This is a genomic window from Paenibacillus sp. FSL M8-0334 (assembly GCF_038000405.1).
Taxonomy (GTDB): domain Bacteria; phylum Bacillota; class Bacilli; order Paenibacillales; family Paenibacillaceae; genus Paenibacillus_AQ; species Paenibacillus_AQ campinasensis.
Genome location: NZ_JBBOCH010000001.1, coordinates 414,065 through 431,991, shown reverse-complemented (window position 1 = coordinate 431,991; position 17,927 = coordinate 414,065). Strand labels below are relative to the sequence as shown.

The 17,927-nt window shown below is 52.8% G+C and carries 15 protein-coding genes; all 15 read left to right on the top strand.

Annotation, left to right across the window (positions count from 1 at the left end):
* The first annotated feature begins 55 nt into the window (after positions 1–55).
* The 15 genes from dnaK to mtaB all read left to right on the top strand — a co-directional run bounded on the left by dnaK (position 56) and on the right by mtaB (position 17,899).
* Entirely contained in the window at positions 56–1,897 is a 1,842-nt protein-coding gene (dnaK, locus tag MKX64_RS01950; protein WP_095263093.1) for a molecular chaperone DnaK, read from the top strand.
* Between the two features lie 97 nt (positions 1,898–1,994).
* Entirely contained in the window at positions 1,995–3,113 is a 1,119-nt protein-coding gene (gene dnaJ / locus MKX64_RS01945; protein ID WP_095263094.1) for a molecular chaperone DnaJ, read from the top strand.
* Positions 3,114–3,486: 373 nt separating this feature from the next.
* Positions 3,487–4,437 (top strand): glycoside hydrolase family 43 protein, encoded by a 951-nt coding sequence (locus MKX64_RS01940; RefSeq protein ID WP_341036212.1) that lies wholly within the window; start codon positions 3,487–3,489, stop codon positions 4,435–4,437.
* Positions 4,438–4,743: 306 nt separating this feature from the next.
* Complete coding sequence (locus MKX64_RS01935) at positions 4,744–6,477, top strand: extracellular solute-binding protein (RefSeq protein WP_095263096.1); 1,734 nt, start codon at positions 4,744–4,746, stop codon at positions 6,475–6,477.
* 31 nt (positions 6,478–6,508) lie between these two features.
* Positions 6,509–7,480, top strand: a complete 972-nt coding sequence (locus tag MKX64_RS01930) for an ABC transporter permease (protein WP_095263097.1) — start codon at positions 6,509–6,511, stop codon at positions 7,478–7,480.
* A gap of 15 nt (positions 7,481–7,495) precedes the next feature.
* Positions 7,496–8,428, top strand: a complete 933-nt coding sequence (locus tag MKX64_RS01925; RefSeq protein WP_095263098.1) for a carbohydrate ABC transporter permease — start codon at positions 7,496–7,498, stop codon at positions 8,426–8,428.
* Between the two features lie 39 nt (positions 8,429–8,467).
* Positions 8,468–10,249: a glycoside hydrolase family 2 protein gene (locus MKX64_RS01920; protein WP_341035256.1), complete on the top strand. Its 1,782-nt coding sequence runs from the start codon at positions 8,468–8,470 to the stop codon at positions 10,247–10,249.
* A gap of 60 nt (positions 10,250–10,309) precedes the next feature.
* A complete protein-coding gene (locus tag MKX64_RS01915) occupies positions 10,310–11,707 on the top strand; it encodes a family 43 glycosylhydrolase (protein ID WP_341036210.1) in 1,398 nt (465 codons plus the stop codon).
* A 223-nt stretch (positions 11,708–11,930) separates the two neighbouring features.
* Positions 11,931–12,890 carry an ArsR/SmtB family transcription factor gene (locus MKX64_RS01910; protein ID WP_095397438.1) on the top strand — a complete coding sequence of 320 codons (960 nt, stop codon included), beginning with the start codon at positions 11,931–11,933 and terminating at the stop codon, positions 12,888–12,890.
* A 305-nt stretch (positions 12,891–13,195) separates the two neighbouring features.
* Positions 13,196–13,567, top strand: coding sequence for a hypothetical protein (locus MKX64_RS01905; RefSeq protein ID WP_155617435.1), 372 nt, complete (start codon positions 13,196–13,198; stop codon positions 13,565–13,567).
* Between the two features lie 65 nt (positions 13,568–13,632).
* On the top strand, positions 13,633–13,827 hold the full coding sequence (locus MKX64_RS01900; protein WP_095263103.1) for a YfhD family protein: 195 nt from the start codon (positions 13,633–13,635) through the stop codon (positions 13,825–13,827).
* 176 nt (positions 13,828–14,003) lie between these two features.
* Positions 14,004–14,984: a 50S ribosomal protein L11 methyltransferase gene (prmA, locus tag MKX64_RS01895; RefSeq protein WP_095263104.1), complete on the top strand. Its 981-nt coding sequence runs from the start codon at positions 14,004–14,006 to the stop codon at positions 14,982–14,984.
* Entirely contained in the window at positions 14,984–15,667 is a 684-nt protein-coding gene (locus tag MKX64_RS01890; protein WP_095263105.1) for a site-2 protease family protein, read from the top strand. Before prmA ends, MKX64_RS01890 begins: the two co-directional genes overlap by 1 nt.
* Before the next feature lie 121 nt (positions 15,668–15,788).
* Entirely contained in the window at positions 15,789–16,559 is a 771-nt protein-coding gene (locus MKX64_RS01885) for a 16S rRNA (uracil(1498)-N(3))-methyltransferase (protein ID WP_095263106.1), read from the top strand.
* A gap of 2 nt (positions 16,560–16,561) precedes the next feature.
* Positions 16,562–17,899, top strand: coding sequence for a tRNA (N(6)-L-threonylcarbamoyladenosine(37)-C(2))-methylthiotransferase MtaB (mtaB, locus tag MKX64_RS01880; RefSeq protein ID WP_095263107.1), 1,338 nt, complete (start codon positions 16,562–16,564; stop codon positions 17,897–17,899).
* Positions 17,900–17,927: the final 28 nt, after the last annotated feature.

Below are 17,927 nucleotides of genomic sequence, written 5' to 3'. Positions count from 1 at the left end.
GGTCTTGAGAAACACATATTAAGCTTCGTTGACTAATGAAGGAGGAATTTTTCCCATGAGTAAAGTAATTGGTATTGACTTAGGTACAACAAACTCCTGCGTGGCAGTGATGGAAGGCGGCGAGGCCGTCGTAATCCCGAATCCGGAGGGCGCCCGTACAACCCCGTCGGTTGTCGGCTTCAAAAAGGACGGCGAGCGTATCGTCGGTGATACGGCAAAACGACAAGCGATCACGAATCCCGACCGCACCATCATCTCCATCAAGCGTCATATGGGGACAAACCACAAGGAAGTGATCGACGGAAAAGAATATACGCCGCAAGAGATCTCCGCGATCATTCTGCAAAAACTGAAGGCGGATGCCGAGGCGTATCTGGGCCAGCCGGTAACTCAGGCGGTTATTACCGTTCCGGCATACTTTAACGACAGCCAGCGTCAAGCAACCAAGGATGCGGGTAAAATCGCAGGACTTGAAGTGCTGCGTATCGTCAACGAGCCAACAGCAGCGGCTCTGGCATACGGCATGGAGAAATCCGACGATCAAACGATCCTCGTTTATGACCTTGGCGGCGGTACTTTCGACGTATCGATCCTGGAGCTTGGCGACGGGTTCTTCGAAGTAAAAGCGACAAGCGGTGACAACCAGCTCGGCGGCGACGACTTCGACCAAGTGATCATCGACTATCTGGTAGCTGAGTTCAAGAAGGATCATGGCATCGATCTGAGCAAGGACAAAGCGGCGGTTCAGCGTCTGAAGGATGCAGCTGAGAAAGCGAAAAAAGAGCTGTCCGGCGTACTGACAACAACGATCTCCCTGCCGTTCATCACGGTGGTTGACGGCGTGCCTCAGCACCTTGAGGTGAACCTGACTCGCGCGAAATTCGAAGAGCTGTCTGCGGATCTGGTAGAGCGCACGCTGGGGCCAACTCGTCAGGCGCTGAGCGATGCAGGATTGACGCCTAGCGACATCAACAAGGTCGTTCTTGTCGGCGGCTCCACTCGTATTCCTGCCGTTCAGGAAGCGATCAAGAAGCTGACAGGTCAAGAGCCTCACAAAGGCGTGAACCCTGACGAAGTTGTAGCACTCGGTGCAGCGGTACAGGCTGGCGTCTTGACTGGCGACGTTAAAGACGTGGTACTCCTTGACGTAACTCCGCTGTCACTCGGTATTGAAACCGCAGGCGGCGTATTTACGAAAATGATCGAGCGCAATACAACGATTCCGACAAGCAAATCTCAAATCTTCTCCACTTATGCGGACAATCAGCCAAGCGTAGAGATTCACGTGCTGCAGGGCGAGCGTTCGATGGCGGCGGACAACAAAACGCTGGGACGCTTCATGCTCGGAGACATTCCTCCAGCACCGCGCGGCGTGCCGCAAATTGAAGTTACGTTTGATATCGATGCGAACGGGATCGTGAACGTGTCGGCTACCGATAAAGGTACAGGCAAGAGCCAAAAAATCACCATCACCTCTTCCAGCGGCCTGAGCGAGGAAGAAGTGGAGAAGATGATGAAGGATGCGGAGCTTCATGCCGAAGAAGACCGCAAGCGCAAAGAGCTTGTTGAAGTTCGCAACAATGCCGACCAGCTCGTATATCAAACAGAGAAAACAATCAAGGATCTTGGCGACAAGGTAGATGCTTCCGAAGTGGATAAAGCAAACGAAGCGAAGGAAAAAGTGAAGAAATCACTGGAATCCGACAACCTTGAGGAGATCAAAGCGGCTACCGAAGAGCTGACGCAAATCGTGCAGCAGCTGTCCGTCAAGCTGTATGAGCAGGCTGCTCAAGCCCAGCAAGGGGAAGAAGCAGGCGGCGAAGGCGCAGCTCAGAACAAGGACAACGTGGTGGACGCTGACTACGAAGTGGTTGACGAAGATAAAAACAAAGGTTAATCTGAATAGATTGTATGGGAAGGTCAAAGCTGCGCATCTTCGCACTTTGACTTTCCTTGTGTCATGCGAGCAGATTGTGTGAAATGGAGGTGAAACCGTGGCTGAAAAGCGTGATTATTATGAAGTGCTTGGTGTCAGCAAGAACGCTTCCGAGGATGAGATCAAGAAGGCGTACCGCAAGATGGCAAGACAGTATCATCCCGACGTGAACAAAGCGGCTGATGCCGAGGCCAAATTCAAGGAAGTGAAAGAGGCATACGATGTGCTGAGCGACAGCCAGCAGCGTGCGCGCTATGATCAATATGGGCACATCGATCCGAACCAGGGTATGGGCGGCGGCGGTTTCTCCGGCGACTTTGGCGGTTTTGGAGATATCTTTGATATGTTCTTTGGCGGCGGCGGCCGCCGGGATCCGAATGCGCCTCAGCGGGGGAATGACCTGCAGTATACGATGACCGTGGAGTTTAAGGAGGCCGTATTCGGGAAGGAGACTGACATCACCATCCCGAGAACGGAGACTTGCGATACTTGTCATGGCTCCGGCGCGAAACCGGGCACCAAGCCGCAAACCTGCTCCGTCTGCCACGGCAGCGGTCAGCAGGAAGTGGTACAGAATACGCCGTTTGGCCGGATGGTCAATCGTCGTAGTTGCTCGAACTGTCAAGGTTCGGGAAAAATCATCAAAGACCGCTGCGGCACCTGTCACGGCAGTGGCAAGGTGAAAAAGCAGCGGAAAATCCATGTGCGGATTCCGGCAGGCGTTGATGACGGAGCACAGCTGCGCATGAGCGGTGAAGGCGAAGGCGGATTGCGCGGCGGCCCCGCAGGTGACCTGTACATTGTCATTCGCGTCAAGCCGCATGAGTTCTTCGAAAGGGAAGGGGACGACATCTATTGCGAGGTTCCGCTGACCTTTGCACAGGCGGCGCTTGGCGATGAGATAGAAATTCCAACACTGACCGAAAAAGTGAAGCTGAAAATTCCGGCAGGAACTCAGACCGGCACGTTCTTCCGCCTGAAAGGCAAAGGGGTGCCGAAACTTCGCGGGATGGGCCAGGGCGATCAGCATGTGCGGGTGGTCGTTGTAACCCCCACTAAGCTGAGCGATGAACAGAAGGATCTGCTCCGCCAGTTCTCCTCACTGGAAGGCGATTCGGGACATGGGCAGGATTCATCCTTTTTTGACCGTGTGAAAAAAGCATTCCGCGGAGAATGACACACGGAGAATGACATAGGTAAGGAAGACCCCGATTTTACTTTGCGATGAAGTGAAATCGGGGTCTTTTTATACGTAATTCCAAGCCTTTATGGCTGAATTTCTGGCTCTATAGGAAGGCCGCCATTGCTTGGTCCCAGCCTCCCCGGTTTAAAAAAATGCATTTATCAAAGTGTTAGGTTTACTCGACAAAGCAGGGGGATTCCCCTTAATATGGACTTGCTTGACGATGCAATTCCGAAACGACAGAGCTGTGCCCCCTTTGGTAAGCGCTTTCCAACTATTCAGGGGAAGGGCTGTGAAGGGGAAATCATTTGACGCGCGAGATGCGGCGGGAAGACCGCAACCGCATGATGAAGGAGAGGGAACAAGAATGGTACATGGCGCAACATTTTATAATCCGATCGTTGAACCCGCGGCAGATCCTTGGGTATGGAGACATACCGACGGCTTCTATTATTTCATGCACACGGTGGGCGGACGTCTGGAATTGACGAAATCCGCCCGTTTGAGCCGGCTCGCTGACGGAGAGAAGAAAACGATCTGGACGCCGGAGCCCGAAGGGCCGTACAGCCACAACCTGTGGGCACCGGAAATTCATCATCTGGAGGGAACGTGGTATATCTACTACACGGCCAACGACGGGGGAGGAGACGAGTCCCGCCGGATCTGTGTGCTGGAGAACACCTCGGCGGATCCGCTGGAAGGGGAATGGACATGGAAGGGCGCCTTAAAGACGCGTCCTGGTCTCGATGGAACCGTCATGAAGCTGCGGGATCAGCTGTATTTCTTATACGCGGGATACGGCCATTTTCCAGACTATGGCTCGGCCATTTACATATCCCGCATGTCGAATCCGTGGACATTGACAGGGGAGCATGTCTTGCTCACGGCTCCGACACTGGAATGGGAAAAGCAGGGGGGCATGGCGATTAACGAAGGTCCGGCTATTCTTCATCGAAACGGCCGTATTTTCCTGATCTATTCAGCCAGTACCACATGGTCGGAGGATTATGCGCTGGGCATGCTGACGATGAATGAAGGGGACGATCCAATGAACCCGAATTCCTGGAATAAATCGATGGAGCCGGTCTTTCGCAAAAGCCCGGAGAACCGCATCTATGCAACAGGGCACAACAGCTTTACCCAGTCTCCGGATGGCACGGAGGACTGGATCGTGTATCATGCGCTTCCCGCCCCGGATGCCAAGGTGTCTTTACGTTCTACCCGCATCCAGAAATTCGGCTGGAAGCCGGATGGCACGCCTGATTTCGGTGTGCCTGCCAGCGATGGAGCCGCGCAGCCGGTGCCCTCTGGCGAGTGAAGTGAGCGTCATCCCCTAATATTTGTCAGGAAATCCAAAGTGTTTGAATTACAGATGACTTATCTACAGTTTTGTTGTAGATAAGTCTTTTTTTATCAAAATTTATTACACAAATTATGAATGAAAGCGTTGACAAACGAATTTTATAAACTTATACTTCGGTTAAAATACAAAATTATTGTATTAAACAAAGGTGTTCATGAGATGTAATGAGCATTTCGGTACCGAGGGGGGAGCGTATAGAGGGAGCAGATTGGACGTGTCATGAGTAACAGGCTTCTGTAATTATCAATAGGGAGGATTAAGATGAAAACGATTCCGAAACGAATGATTCCTATGCTGTTGACCGCTTTGCTGCTCATCTGGACGGTAACCGCATGCAGCGGCCAAGGTGCAAACAACGAGCCCGAGGCGAAAGAAGAAACCGCACCCCGGGAAAGAAATCAGGTTGAATTTACGGATATAAGCGCGGACATCCGCGGCAACACCTCACCGACCCAAGAGCAGATTGACGAAGTGAACAGCACGCTCAATGACAGCTATCTCGGTGATTTATACGATACCGTCATTCCAAGCGATTATTCGGCTTATCCGTTTGAAGAAGAGGTCGTGCTGGATGTATGGATGCCGGCCAACTCCAACGTGCCGGATATGAACAATCATGCGGTGCAGGCACAAATTGAGAAGCTGACAGGCATTAAAGTCAACTTCATTACACCGCCGGTCGGACAGGAAGCAGACGCTTTTACGCTTATGATATCTTCCGGTGATCTGCCGGATATCATCATCGAACCGGGGCGCTATCCGGGAGGGCTTGAGGCTGGCGTGAACGACGGAGCTTACATCGACTTGACCGACTTGATGGAAGAGCATGCACCGAACTACACCGCATGGCGTAATTCGGATGAAATGAGAAGAAAAACAACGGTGACCGACGACGGCAGATTGCTGGGCTTCTACGGCATTGCTCCATACTCCGAATGGACGTGGTTCGGCATGCTGATCAAGCAGGAGGCGCTGGACAAAACCGGTCTTGATGTGCCAAACACCATCGACGAATGGTACACATTCCTGAAAAAAGCGAAGGAAGTTGGATACAACTCGCCGCTGAATTACGGCTCGTCCTACGGTCAGATTTTTACAGGCATTATCAACGGCGCATTTGGGGTATGGGACTGGACGTTCCTGGATGAGAACGGCAAGGTGGCCTGGGGGCCGGCACAGCCGAAAGCGAAAGAATATCTGGCCACCATGCAGAAATGGAATCAGGAAGGATTGCTGAACCGCGACTGGGCAACAGCTGACTTCAACCAGCGGATGGCGAGCGCGATCTCCGATGATACCGCGGTGATTATGGATTCGCCAGATACGATGTGGAGCTTCTGGAAGGAACAGAACGACATCGACTTTGTGGGGGCACTGAACCCGGTGTTGAACGCGGGAGACAAGTCCGCCACAACGTATAAAAACTTCATGCGTACCGGAACGGAAGCAGCCATTACGACCCAGTGCGACAACATCGAAGCCGCTATGGCATGGCTGGATTTCAATTACAGCAAGAAGGGCTGGGAAATCATTAACTTCGGAGAATACGGCACCGTTCACCTGGTGGATGAGAATGGCATGCCATATTTCCATGAGGACAGTCACATCTACAACGACCCTGATGGTCAGCCGGTAGCCGTGACGATCTGGAAATACCGCTGGCACAGCTGGCCGAACATCCGCGATGAGCATCATTCCAACCCGCTGATTGTGGCCAAAGGAAGCTATTCGGGCGATATTCGCAAATACTGGACAGAGAATATGGATACGAGCATGGCGGTGCCGCCGTTAACGTTCACGAAAGAAGAAGCTTCACGCGAAGCTGCACTGGGCAATCAGCTGTCGACGCTGCGCGGGGAATATTTTGCGAAGATCATCATGGGAGAATTGCCGGTAGATGCTTATGATCAGTTCCTGAAAGAAGCGCAGAACATGGGGCTTGACGAGTTTCTAAGCATCCATCAAGCGGCACTGGATCGGTATAACCAAAGATAGCTTCGATTACTTAAGAACGGGTGGTTAGAAGATGGAGATCATTCGGAGAAACAGGAAGATGAACCAGCCCCACACGGAGTCACAACCGAAAAATACGAAACTGCTGATCCAGAAGGACCTGAAAAAGAACTGGTTCGTTTATTTGATGGCGCTCCCCGTGATTGCATGGTTCCTGGTCTTCTGTTACGGCCCGATGTGGGGGGTCATGATCGCCTTCAAGGATTTCAAGCCGCTGCTTGGATTCGGGGCGAGTGAATGGGTAGGCTTTAAACATTTTATTGACTTTTTCGAGGGGCCTTACTTCTGGAGGGTCGTTAAGAATACGCTGATGCTGAATGTGTGGGCCATTGCTTTCGGCTTCACCGCACCGATTATCTTGGCGCTGATGCTCAACGAAGTCAAGTCCTCGAAATTCAAAAGAACCGTTCAGACGATTACCTATATGCCACACTTTATTTCCTTGGTGGTCGTGTGCGGGATCATTCACATTTTTACCGCGGATGAAGGGATCATCACCCAGATTCTGCAGGCCATTACGGGAAAAGACTACTCGTCACTGCTCGGATATGCCTCCTTCTTCCGGCCGATTTATACGTTCTCCGGCATCTGGCAGAGCATCGGCTGGGACAGCATCATTTACCTGGCGGCGATGAGCTCCGTTGATCCCGCCTTGTACGAGGCGGCAGATATGGACGGCATCGGCAGAGTGAAGAAAATGTGGCACATTACGCTGCCACAGATCAGCCCGGTCATTATTATTCTGTTTATTTTTGCGGTCGGCGGATTGATGGCATCCGGCTATGAAAAGATCATTCTGCTATACAACCCGCTTACGTATGAGACGGCGGATGTTATCGCCTCCTATGTATACAGGCGAGGCTTGCGAGAGGCCAGTCTCAGCTATTCCGCTGCGGTAGGCCTAGTCAGCTCTGTCGTCAACTTCGGTCTGCTCTGGCTGACGAACTACATCGTCAAGCGCAGATCGGAAGTCAGCTTATGGTAAGAAAGAGGGAAAGCCATGAATAACAAGCAGCTCAAGGCAAGAGGAAGCTGGAAGCGTAAGTCGATCGGAGACAGAGTATTCGACTTTACGAACTATGCGCTGTTAGCGGCTTTAACACTGGTCTGTTTTTATCCGATTTTGCACATTTTGTTTGCCTCGGTCAGCGATCCGGTCTCATTGATCGCCCATAAAGGCGCGCTGTTCAAACCGCTGGGCTTTACGCTTGATGGCTATAAGCTGGTATTTAAAGACAACAGCCTGTTGAACGGTTACAAAAATACGATTATCTATGTCGGACTCGGAACGCTGGTCAACATGGTGATGACCATTCTCGGCGCTTACGTATTGTCCCGGCGTGATCTCTATTTCAAAAATTACATCATGGTTTTCATCACAATTACGATGTTTTTTGGCGGGGGTCTTATTCCTTGGTTCCTGCTGATGAAAGACATCGGGCTGTACAACAATCTCTGGGCCATGATTTTGCCAACGGCCTTGAATACGTGGAACATCATCATCCTGCGAACAGCATTCCAAGCCATTCCGCGAGAGCTGGAGGAAGCGGCGGTTATGGATGGCGCTGGTCAGGCGAAAATATTGGTGCATGTCATCATACCGCTGTCAAGAGCAACGCTGGCCGTCATTTTCCTGTATTACATGGTGGGCAACTGGAACTCCTGGTTTAACGCCATGGTGCTGCTCAAAGACCGGGAACTGTTCCCGCTGCAGCTGTTAATGAAGGAAATTCTGGTTGCGAATGACTCCACGGCCACGACGATGGGAAGCGCAGGCGGCGTCGTTATCAACAGCGCCCAAAGCTCGAATGCGTTCCGGGAGCTGGTTAAGTACTGCGCGATCGTGGTATCGACGGCTCCGATCTTAATGGTCTATCCTTTCCTTCAGAAATATTTTGTGAAGGGCGTATACGTTGGTTCCATCAAAGGCTGATATATAAAAAAATTAACCATATGTTTAGGAGTGAACATCTTGAAAAATACAGAAGCAAACCATACCGTGTACCCGCGTGCGGAATATCCGCGCCCCCAATTCGTCCGCAAGGCATGGCAGTGCCTGAACGGAGAGTGGGAATTTCAATTTGACGATGCTGGTGTCGGGGAGAAGGAATATTGGTACCAAACGGAGAAGCGCGTCCCTTTTTCGCACAAAATCAATGTGCCCTTTGCTTTCCAAAGCAAGCTGAGCGGCATCGGGGATCCTTCCTTTCATGATGTCGTCTGGTACCGCAGATCGTTCGAAGTCCCGGCAGATTGGAAGAACAAGCGCATCATCCTTCATTTCGGGGCGGTAGACTATATCGCCAAGGTCTGGGTGAACGGTCAGCTGGCAGCGGTGCATGAAGGGGGACACACCCCATTCCAGGCTGACATTACGAGCTTACTTCGGGAAGATGGCAATACGGTCGTTGTGCGGGCGGAGGATTTCAGCCGCGATGTCACATTGCCTCGGGGCAAGCAGTACTGGCGTGAGAAGTCCGAGTCCATCTTCTATACCCGCACGACCGGCATATGGCAAAGCGTGTGGCTCGAGCCGGTGTCCCCTGCTCATCTGCGCAAAGTGATGATCACTCCGGACATTGACCGGAATGAAATTCGCATCCGGACGTTCGTTGAGGGGTATCCGGCATCCGGAGATTTGAAAGTGCAGGTTACCGTAACCTTCGGGAATGACCGGATTGCGGAAGATCAATATTCGCTGCGGAGCAGCGAGCAGCTGCGGGCCATTGGGCTTGGCGATTTCACCGATCACGGCCAGGGCCGGCTGTGGAGCCCTGAACATCCGAATCTGTATGATGTCGAATTCCGTCTCATTCAGGGCGGGGAAGTTGTGGATGAGGTCCGAAGTTATTTTGGCATGCGCAAAGTGTCCATCGAGGACGGAAAGCTGTGCCTGAATAACCGCCCATACTTCCAGCGTCTGGTGCTCGATCAGGGATATTTCCCTGAAGGCATTCTGACTGCCCCGACAGATGAAGCGCTGAAGCGGGATGTTGAATTAACGAAGGAAATGGGCTTTAACGGCGTCAGAAAGCATCAGAAGACAGAGGATCCGAGATTCCTGTACTGGTGTGATCGGCTGGGTCTGCTGGTCTGGGGCGAGGCCGCCAATGCGTATGAGTATTCCGAGGAATATGTCCGCCGCTTCACCAGAGAGTGGCAGGAAATTGTGGAGCGCGATTACAATCATCCGTCCATCGTGACTTGGGTTCCGCTCAATGAGAGCTGGGGCGTGCCGAACGTGCAGATTGATGTGCGTCAGCAGCAGCACGGGCTGGCGATGTATCATTTAACGAAATCCCTTGATGATACAAGACCTGTCGTGTATAACGACGGCTGGGAGCATATGACGACCGATCTGGTCACGATCCATGATTATGAGAGCCGCCAGGAGGTGCTGGAGCAGCGCTACCAAACGGCGGAATCAGCCGTCGAGGCGATGCCGGCCAACCGCAGAATTTTTGTCGGAGGCGCTTCCTACCAAGGGCAGCCGATTCTTGTATCGGAGTTTGGCGGCATCGCCTTCAAGAAGAGTGAGTGGGATGGCTGGGGATATTCCGGCGCGGAGAACGAGGAGGATTTCCTGATTCGTCTGAAGGCGGTCGTGGATCCGATGTTCTCATCCCCGATTATCCAAGGGTATTGCTATACACAGCTGACGGATGTGGAACAGGAAATCAACGGTCTGCTGACCTATGACAGGGAGCCGAAGGCGCCGCTTGAAGCGATTCGCAGCATCATGATGGGACGATAATATGCCTGTCACAGCCGGCTCTGGTTCTAATATTTAATCCGAAAGGAACGTGAATGAATGATGAAGATGAGTTACCGGAATACACTGCTGATCACGGTATGCCTGCTTCTTATTTTTCCGATCGGACCGACTGCGCATGCTGCAACTCAGCAGCATAATTTCTATAACGTGATCATGCAGGATGGTGCAGATCCGTGGGTTTACAAGCACACGGACGGCTACTATTATTTCACGAAGACGACCGGCGGCAACGTGACGATCTGGAAATCGCGGAATTTGACAACGGTAGATGCGGCGCCAACCACCGTTGTAGAAACCGGATGCTGCAATATATGGGCCCCTGAGCTGCATTATATCCATGGCGCCTGGTACATCTATTATGCGAAGGATGACGGGGACAATGTCAATCATCGCATGTACGTGATGGAGAACACGTCGCCAGATCCAACGCAGGGCACATGGCAGTATAAAGGCCAGATTACCGATCCGACCAATAAATGGGCGATCGACGGCACCGTGCTGGAGGTAGGCGGACAGCTGTATTTCATATGGTCTGGCTGGGAAGGTGATACGGATGTCCGGCAGAATCTGTATATCGCGCGGATGAGCAATCCTTGGACGATTGGCTCGCATCGTGTCGAAATTGCAAGGCCAACCTACAGCTGGGAAACCAACCATTCCCCGCATGTGAATGAAGGGCCACAGGTGATCATTCGAAACGGGGTCATCAACCTGGTGTATTCCGCCAGCGGCAGCTGGACGAATGACTACTGCCTGGGGCTGATCACAGCGAGCACGTCCAGCGATTTGCTGAATCCGGCATCCTGGACCAAGCGCAGCCAGCCGATATTCAGATCTGGGAACGGACTGTTCGGACCGGGCCATCATTCGTTCACGAAATCGCCGGACGGCACTGAGGACTGGATGTTATACCACACGGCCAAGTACGACAATGCCGGGTGGAATCGGGAAATCCGGATGCAAAAATTCAGCTGGAACGCCGACAACACGCCAAATCTCGGTGTGCCTGTCAATCCGAATGTGCCGATAGCGCTGCCTTCCGGCGAGGCGCCGCACATCCGTTATGAGGGAGAGGAAGGCGTCTTTGGCGGTACTGCGCGCGCGGCGGCAAGCCCGAACGGATCCGGGGGAGCCAAAGCCGGTTATATCGACACAGCGGACAGCTTTGCACAGTATACGGTGCATGTGCCGAGTGCAGGCGAATACATCCTTCTGGCCAGAACGGCAAATGGAACCGCCGGCGGAGGCTGGTCGCATCTTCTTCTCAGCGTCAATGGCGGGCCTTCAAGCCAATTCCATATTACGAATAAAGGCTGGGAGAATTGGACCCTGTCCACTGCCCGGATTCATCTGAATGCCGGTGAGAACACGATCCGGTTTACTAAAGGCGAAGGCTACGGAGAGATTGATTTCTTTGACATCAAACCGGCGAATTAAAGGGAAGAGGGAGCGGCGGATAATGCGCCGTTGCCCGTGCAATACAAGCTGAATGCTGAGGGGCTCCCGGATTTCCGGGAGCCCTTTTCCTTCCGCGGCGTGCTCTTTGTCAGGCGGCAACCCCTAAGCAGCGCACGAGTGGAAGCCTTTCCGGCTGGATTGTTTTTCGATTCATTACCAAGTAAGATGAAGGTAACGATTAACATAAAAGGGGAGCAAATTCGTGCTGGAACTTAATATTAACGACCCGGAGAAGCTTGTAACGGTGGCTCATGCCTTATCGACGCGTTCCCGCGTGGATATTCTTCGGCTTCTGAACTCCAAAAATTTAAATATTATGGAGATTGCCGAGGAGCTCAAGCTTCCCGTCTCGACTGTAGCCAGCAACGTGAAAGTGCTGGAGGCCGCTGAACTCATACAAACTGAACTGCTTCCTGCATCCCGTGGGGCAATGAAAGTGTGCAGCCGGAATTATGACGACATTCATATTGCCTTGAATTTAAGAACATCCATGCCTAAAGGGGTAACCCATGTCTATGAGGTGGAGATGCCCATCGGGCATTACAGTGACTGTGAGGTGCATCCGACCTGCGGAATGGCCAATACGGAAGGTTATATTATCAAGGAAGATGAGCCGGCAAGCTTCTATCATCCGAAGCATGTCAATGCCCAGATTATTTGGCTGCGCAAGGGTTATCTGGAATACCTGCTGCCGATGGACATTCCGGCCGGGGCGCGTATCGAGTCGCTGGAGCTGTCGATGGAGATGTGCTCTGAGGCGCCGAACTATGATCATAACTGGCCGTCGAACATATCGGTCTGGGTGAACGGCATCGAGATCGGCATGTGGACAAGTCCCGGGGATTTCGGAGACCGCCGCGGGAGGCTGAATCCGAACTGGTGGTATGACTGGGCTACGCAATATGGTCTTCTGAAAAGATGGCGTGTGGATCATGAGAAAACAACGCTGGACATGGAAAAGGTATCCGATGTGAAACTGAGTGAGCTCGGGCTCACGGAGAGCCCGAAATTACGGCTGCGCATCGGCATCAAGCCGGATGCCGTTCACCAGGGAGGGCTGAATCTGTTTGGCCGTCAGTTCGGCGACCATGAGCAGAACATCGTGATGCAAGTGAAGTATACATTGGATCAGGAAGCGCAATCGGTTCCGTTCTCGGGATGATGCCAGATACGCGTCGTAAGCTTGAGGCGAAAGCTCAAGCTTACGACGCGGCAGGCAAAGTCGCCGATCCTTTACTCTGTGAATAGGCACAGCATTCCGGCAATGGCCCGGTGCAGGGACATAAGTTCTTGCACCGGGCTTTTTGACGTGTCCAATCGACGACTGGCCGTGCACACAGTTCCGCAAGAAGCGCCTGGCACAACGAGCGGAATAAAACGGCGGACATTGAAGCAACCTAGGATCGTTCCACCCGAACATACAGAATCCGCCACGAAAATTGAACAGAAGAATTGCAGGTGAAAGAAATGGCAGAGAAGAACATTCTTGCTTACTTCAAAAGTCCGGAGCAAGCCCAGCTCGTCGCCCGAAAGCTGGAGGCGCTGCGGGTGGCTGACATGTCCATCGACCGCTTCAGCGCGTATCCGGGCGGCGAATTGAATGATACGATGCACCCCCTGACCGGGGATATTGACAGTCTGACCTCGATGACCCAGAATGCCGCGTTGTCGAACCGTTCGGCAGGCATTCTTGGCGCCGCAGATCCATCGGCCAGCGGGATGAGCGATGGGCGGCAGGACGGACTTGAGGGCCGCGACATTCTGCTGACTGTCGTGCTGGACGAAAGCGTGTTTGACCGGGCTATGAACATCATTGAGCAGTCTGGCGGGATGGTATAGACAGGGCGGGCTAAGCCTTGATGTTAGCCGCTAGAGTTATGGATCAAGAAAGGAGTCATATACTTATGATGCGAAGAGTAAAGAAAGGTAAAATTCTTAGCAAAACCGAAAAGCTGCTTGCCCGTGAAACGGTGCAGAACGAGGATGTAGAATTTGCAGCAGCCGAGGCGGACGCCGATGATGCGGAGGCGCTTCGTCGCAGCGAGGCGGCTGACAAACGGCAGCTGAGAGAGATTTTGAAGGATCAGCAGGGCCAATGAATGGCCCGGTGCAACATGCGCTATCAGGAACGAAGCCCTCTTGCCCGGAATGGATCTCGGTAAGAGGGGCTTTTTTGTATTTTGGCCGAGTGAAAATAGGTTTGATTCCTTTTGTGTCAAAGGTCCACTATATAGTACAATAGAAGCTATGTACAAATGAGGAGGATCTGCTGCACATGTTATGGCATGAATTAACGATACATACTACGGAAGAAGCCGTAGAGATGATTACGAACTTTTTGCATGAAGCCGGGGCCGGGGGCGTCTCCATCGAGGAATCCGGTACTGTCCATAAAAAAAGGGACACCTCCCTCGGACAATGGTTCGATGAGATCGTCCCGTTTAACAATATTCCCGAGGGCTGCGCCGTCATTAAAGGGTACTTTGATGAGACGGTATCCTTGGAATCGATCGTAAGCGAGATCGCTCCGCGCATTGAGGAGCTTAGCGATTTCGGCATTAACACCGGGGAAGTCCGGTATGAGATGAAGACCGTCAACGAGGAAGAATGGGCGACGGCATGGAAGCAGTACTTCAAGCCGATCCGGGTGTCCGAGCGGCTGACCATCAAGCCGACCTGGGAGACATATGAGCCTGAATCCGAAGCGGAATCGATCATTGAGCTGGACCCTGGCATGGCGTTTGGCACCGGTACGCATCCGACGACCTCGCTTTGTCTGCGGACGCTGGAGTCGGTCATTCAAGGCGGCGAGGAAGTGATTGATGTCGGTACCGGCTCGGGGATTCTGTCCATCGGCGCGGCGTATTTGGGGGCATCCCGGATTCTGGCGCTTGACCTTGACCCGGTGGCGGTATCGAGCGCCAAGGAGAACACGCGCTTGAACGGGCTGGAGGACCGGATTACGATTGTTGAGAGCGACCTGCTGTCCGTGCTCACGGATCGCGAGCACAAGGCAGAGCTTGGCGTAACGCTGCCTGTGCAAATTGTGGTAGCGAACATTTTGGCCGAGGTGATCCTGTTGTTTGTGGATGATGTGTACCAGGCGCTTCAGCCCGGCGGCATCTACATTGCATCAGGCATTTACAAGAACAAGGAAGAGATGGTCGATCAGGCGCTCAAGGCGTCCGGCTTCGAGATTGCGGATATTCGCCGCGAGGATGACTGGGTAGCGTTTGTAGCGAGGAAGAGTGAGTGATGGAGTTTTTAGATCAGCTTTTATTTTATCCGCTGGACCAGCTTCCTTTTTACCTGATTGCTCTGATGATTGCCTTTACGGTCCATGAGTTTGCGCATGCTTATGCGGCTTACAAGTTCGGAGACCCAACGGCCAAAATGCTGGGCCGCGTCACCTTGAATCCGGCTGTGCATTTTGATTTTCTGGGCATCTTCCTGCTGCTTATTGCCGGTTTCGGCTGGGCAAGACCGGTCCCTGTGAATCGCGACAACTTCAGCCGCCCGCGCAGGATGAGTGTGATCGTGTCGGCTGTCGGGCCGCTCAGCAATCTGGCGCTCGGCATTGTGGGGGCGCTGATCTATGCGGCACTGTACCAGTTCGGAGTGATCGACGCGGTCGGAACGAATCGGGTGGATCAAGCGGTTCATATTTTCTTTAATACGTTTATTTTACTGAATTTCTTTCTGTGCTTGTTCAATCTCATTCCGCTTCCTCCGCTGGATGGATATCGAATTTTGTCGGAGGTGCTTCCTCCGCGCGTCAGTGCCAGACTGCGAGTGATCGAGCAATGGTCGATTCTGATCTTCCTGATGATCATCATTGTACCGGCGTTTCAGGCGCATACGATCCGACCGCTGTATAATGCGGCCCATATGCTGTCGATCGAATTTTTGAATCTGTTTATCCTCCTCTTCGGAGGATGATGATGCTTCATTTCGGTGAAGCGGCTAAAATAACGGGATTTTCACGTCTTTTCTCTGGTCAGGCAAGCGGAAAAGTTGTATGATGGGGTTTGGCGATTTTGGAGTTAGGTGAGGATAAGAGATGCAGCGATATTTTGTTGCTCCCGCGCAGTTCGCTGGGGAGCGCGTTGAGATAACGGGCGATGACGCCCGCCATATTGCCAAGGTGATGCGCGGAAGGGCCGGAGACAAGTTTATTGTCAGCGATGGAGAAGACCGGGAAGCGCTGGTGGAAATCGACAGCATCGACTCGGCCGCTGTAAGCGCCGTTGTTGTTGAATATTTGGAGATGACCGCAGAGCCGCGGCTGCAAGTGACCGTTGCCCAGAGTCTGCCCAAAGGGGACAAGATGGAGACGGTGATCCAGAAGTGCACCGAGATCGGTGCGGTGGCTTTTGCGCCCTTTTGGTCTGAGCGGACCATCGTTCAGTATGATGCCAAAAAGGAAGGAAAGCGCCTTGAGCGCTGGCGCAAAATCGCTAAGGAAGCAGCAGAGCAGGCGCATCGCAACCGGATTCCGGTGATCGATTCGCCGGTATCTTTCAAGACGCTGCTGCAGACATTCTCGGCCTATGATGCCGTATACTTTTGTTATGAGAAAGAGCAGGGACTGCACATCCGGGACCGGCTCAAGCCTTTTGTTGAGCAGATATTTGCCGATTCGGGCGCGGTGGCCAGCCTGCTGCTGGTTATCGGTCCTGAAGGCGGCTTTACGGAGGATGAAGTCCGAATCGCCGAAGAAGCCGGAGCGGAAGCTGTCGGACTCGGGCGAAGAATACTGCGCTGCGAAACCGCCGGAATGACGGCGTTGACCTGCGCTTTATATGAATCTGGAGAAATGGGGGGAGTTTGATCATGCCAACCGTAGCATTTTACACACTGGGCTGCAAAGTCAACTTTTACGATACAGAAGCCATCTGGCAGTACTTCAAGAATGAAGGCTACGAGCAGGTGGATTTCGAGCAAACTGCCGATGTATACCTTATTAATACGTGCCACGTGACCAATACCGGAGACAAGAAGAGCCGGCAGATGATCAGACGGGCCGTTCGCCGCAATCCTGACGCCATCGTGGCGGTTACAGGCTGCTATGCGCAAACATCGCCAGCCGAGATTCTGGATATTCCGGGGGTTGACCTCGTAATCGGGAACCAGGACCGGGATAAAATTATGAGCTTCATTCATGATATCGAAAAAACACGCCAGCCAATCAATGCAGTACGCAACATTATGAAAACGAGAGTGTTCGAGGAAATGGATGTGCCGGATTTTGCTGAGCGCACGCGGGCGTTCCTCAAAATTCAGGACGGATGCAACAATTTCTGCACTTTCTGCATCATTCCTTGGTCGCGCGGCCTGTCGCGCAGCCGGGATCCGAAGAGCATCCTCAAGCAGGCCAACCAGCTTGTGGAAGCCGGGTACAAGGAAATTGTGCTGACCGGCATTCACACCGGCGGTTACGGCGACGATATGGAGGATTACAAACTGTCCGATCTGCTGTGGGATCTCGACCGGGTGGACGGCCTGGAGCGCATTCGCATCAGCTCCATCGAAGCCAGCCAAATCGACGAGAAGATGCTCGACGTGCTTAACCGCTCCAGCAAAATGTGCCGTCATCTACATATCCCGCTGCAGGCGGGCGATGATACGGTTCTGAAGCGGATGCGCCGCAAATATACAACCGAGGAATTTTACAACAAGATGGGCTTGATTCGTCAAGCGATGCCTGATGTGGGCATCACGACCGATGTGATCGTCGGCTTCCCTGGGGAGACGGACGAGATGTTCCGCAACGGCTACAACCTGATGAAAGAAATTCAATTCTCGGAGATGCATGTCTTCCCTTACTCGAAGCGGACCGGCACTCCGGCTGCCCGGATGGAGGATCAGGTGGACGAAGAGGTGAAGAACGCGCGCGTTCATGAGCTGATCGACCTGTCTGAACAGCTTCAGCTGGCGTATGCCAAACGCTTTGTCGGCCAGGTGCTGGAAGTGATTCCGGAGCGCGAGTACAAGGGCGGTTCCGGGAAAATGCAGGGATACAGCGACAACTATCTTCAACTGGTATTCAACGGATCGTCAGATCTTGAAGGCCAGATGTGCCGCGTAAAGGTGACCAAGGCCGGAGTCAATGAGTGCGAAGGCGAACTGGTCAGCGTTATGCACAACGGATTAACGGCAGCCGCCCAGTAATCTTTCGGCTTGGCCGTACCTGACAAGG

Bases quoted from the DNA above. Each gene is read 5' to 3' on its own strand.
- MKX64_RS01940 (WP_341036212.1), top strand. From the start codon at position 3,487: ATGGTACATGGCGCAACATTTTATAATCCGATCGTTGAACCCGCGGCA.
- MKX64_RS01885 (WP_095263106.1), top strand. From the start codon at position 15,789: ATGCAGCGATATTTTGTTGCTCCCGCGCAGTTCGCTGGGGAGCGCGTT.
- MKX64_RS01935 (WP_095263096.1), top strand. From the start codon at position 4,744: ATGAAAACGATTCCGAAACGAATGATTCCTATGCTGTTGACCGCTTTG.
- MKX64_RS01930 (WP_095263097.1), top strand. From the start codon at position 6,509: ATGGAGATCATTCGGAGAAACAGGAAGATGAACCAGCCCCACACGGAG.
- MKX64_RS01905 (WP_155617435.1), top strand. From the start codon at position 13,196: ATGGCAGAGAAGAACATTCTTGCTTACTTCAAAAGTCCGGAGCAAGCC.
- MKX64_RS01890 (WP_095263105.1), top strand. From the start codon at position 14,984: ATGGAGTTTTTAGATCAGCTTTTATTTTATCCGCTGGACCAGCTTCCT.
- MKX64_RS01925 (WP_095263098.1), top strand. From the start codon at position 7,496: ATGAATAACAAGCAGCTCAAGGCAAGAGGAAGCTGGAAGCGTAAGTCG.
- dnaK (WP_095263093.1), top strand. From the start codon at position 56: ATGAGTAAAGTAATTGGTATTGACTTAGGTACAACAAACTCCTGCGTG.
- MKX64_RS01915 (WP_341036210.1), top strand. From the start codon at position 10,310: ATGAAGATGAGTTACCGGAATACACTGCTGATCACGGTATGCCTGCTT.
- mtaB (WP_095263107.1), top strand. From the start codon at position 16,562: ATGCCAACCGTAGCATTTTACACACTGGGCTGCAAAGTCAACTTTTAC.
- MKX64_RS01900 (WP_095263103.1), top strand. From the start codon at position 13,633: ATGATGCGAAGAGTAAAGAAAGGTAAAATTCTTAGCAAAACCGAAAAG.
- prmA (WP_095263104.1), top strand. From the start codon at position 14,004: ATGTTATGGCATGAATTAACGATACATACTACGGAAGAAGCCGTAGAG.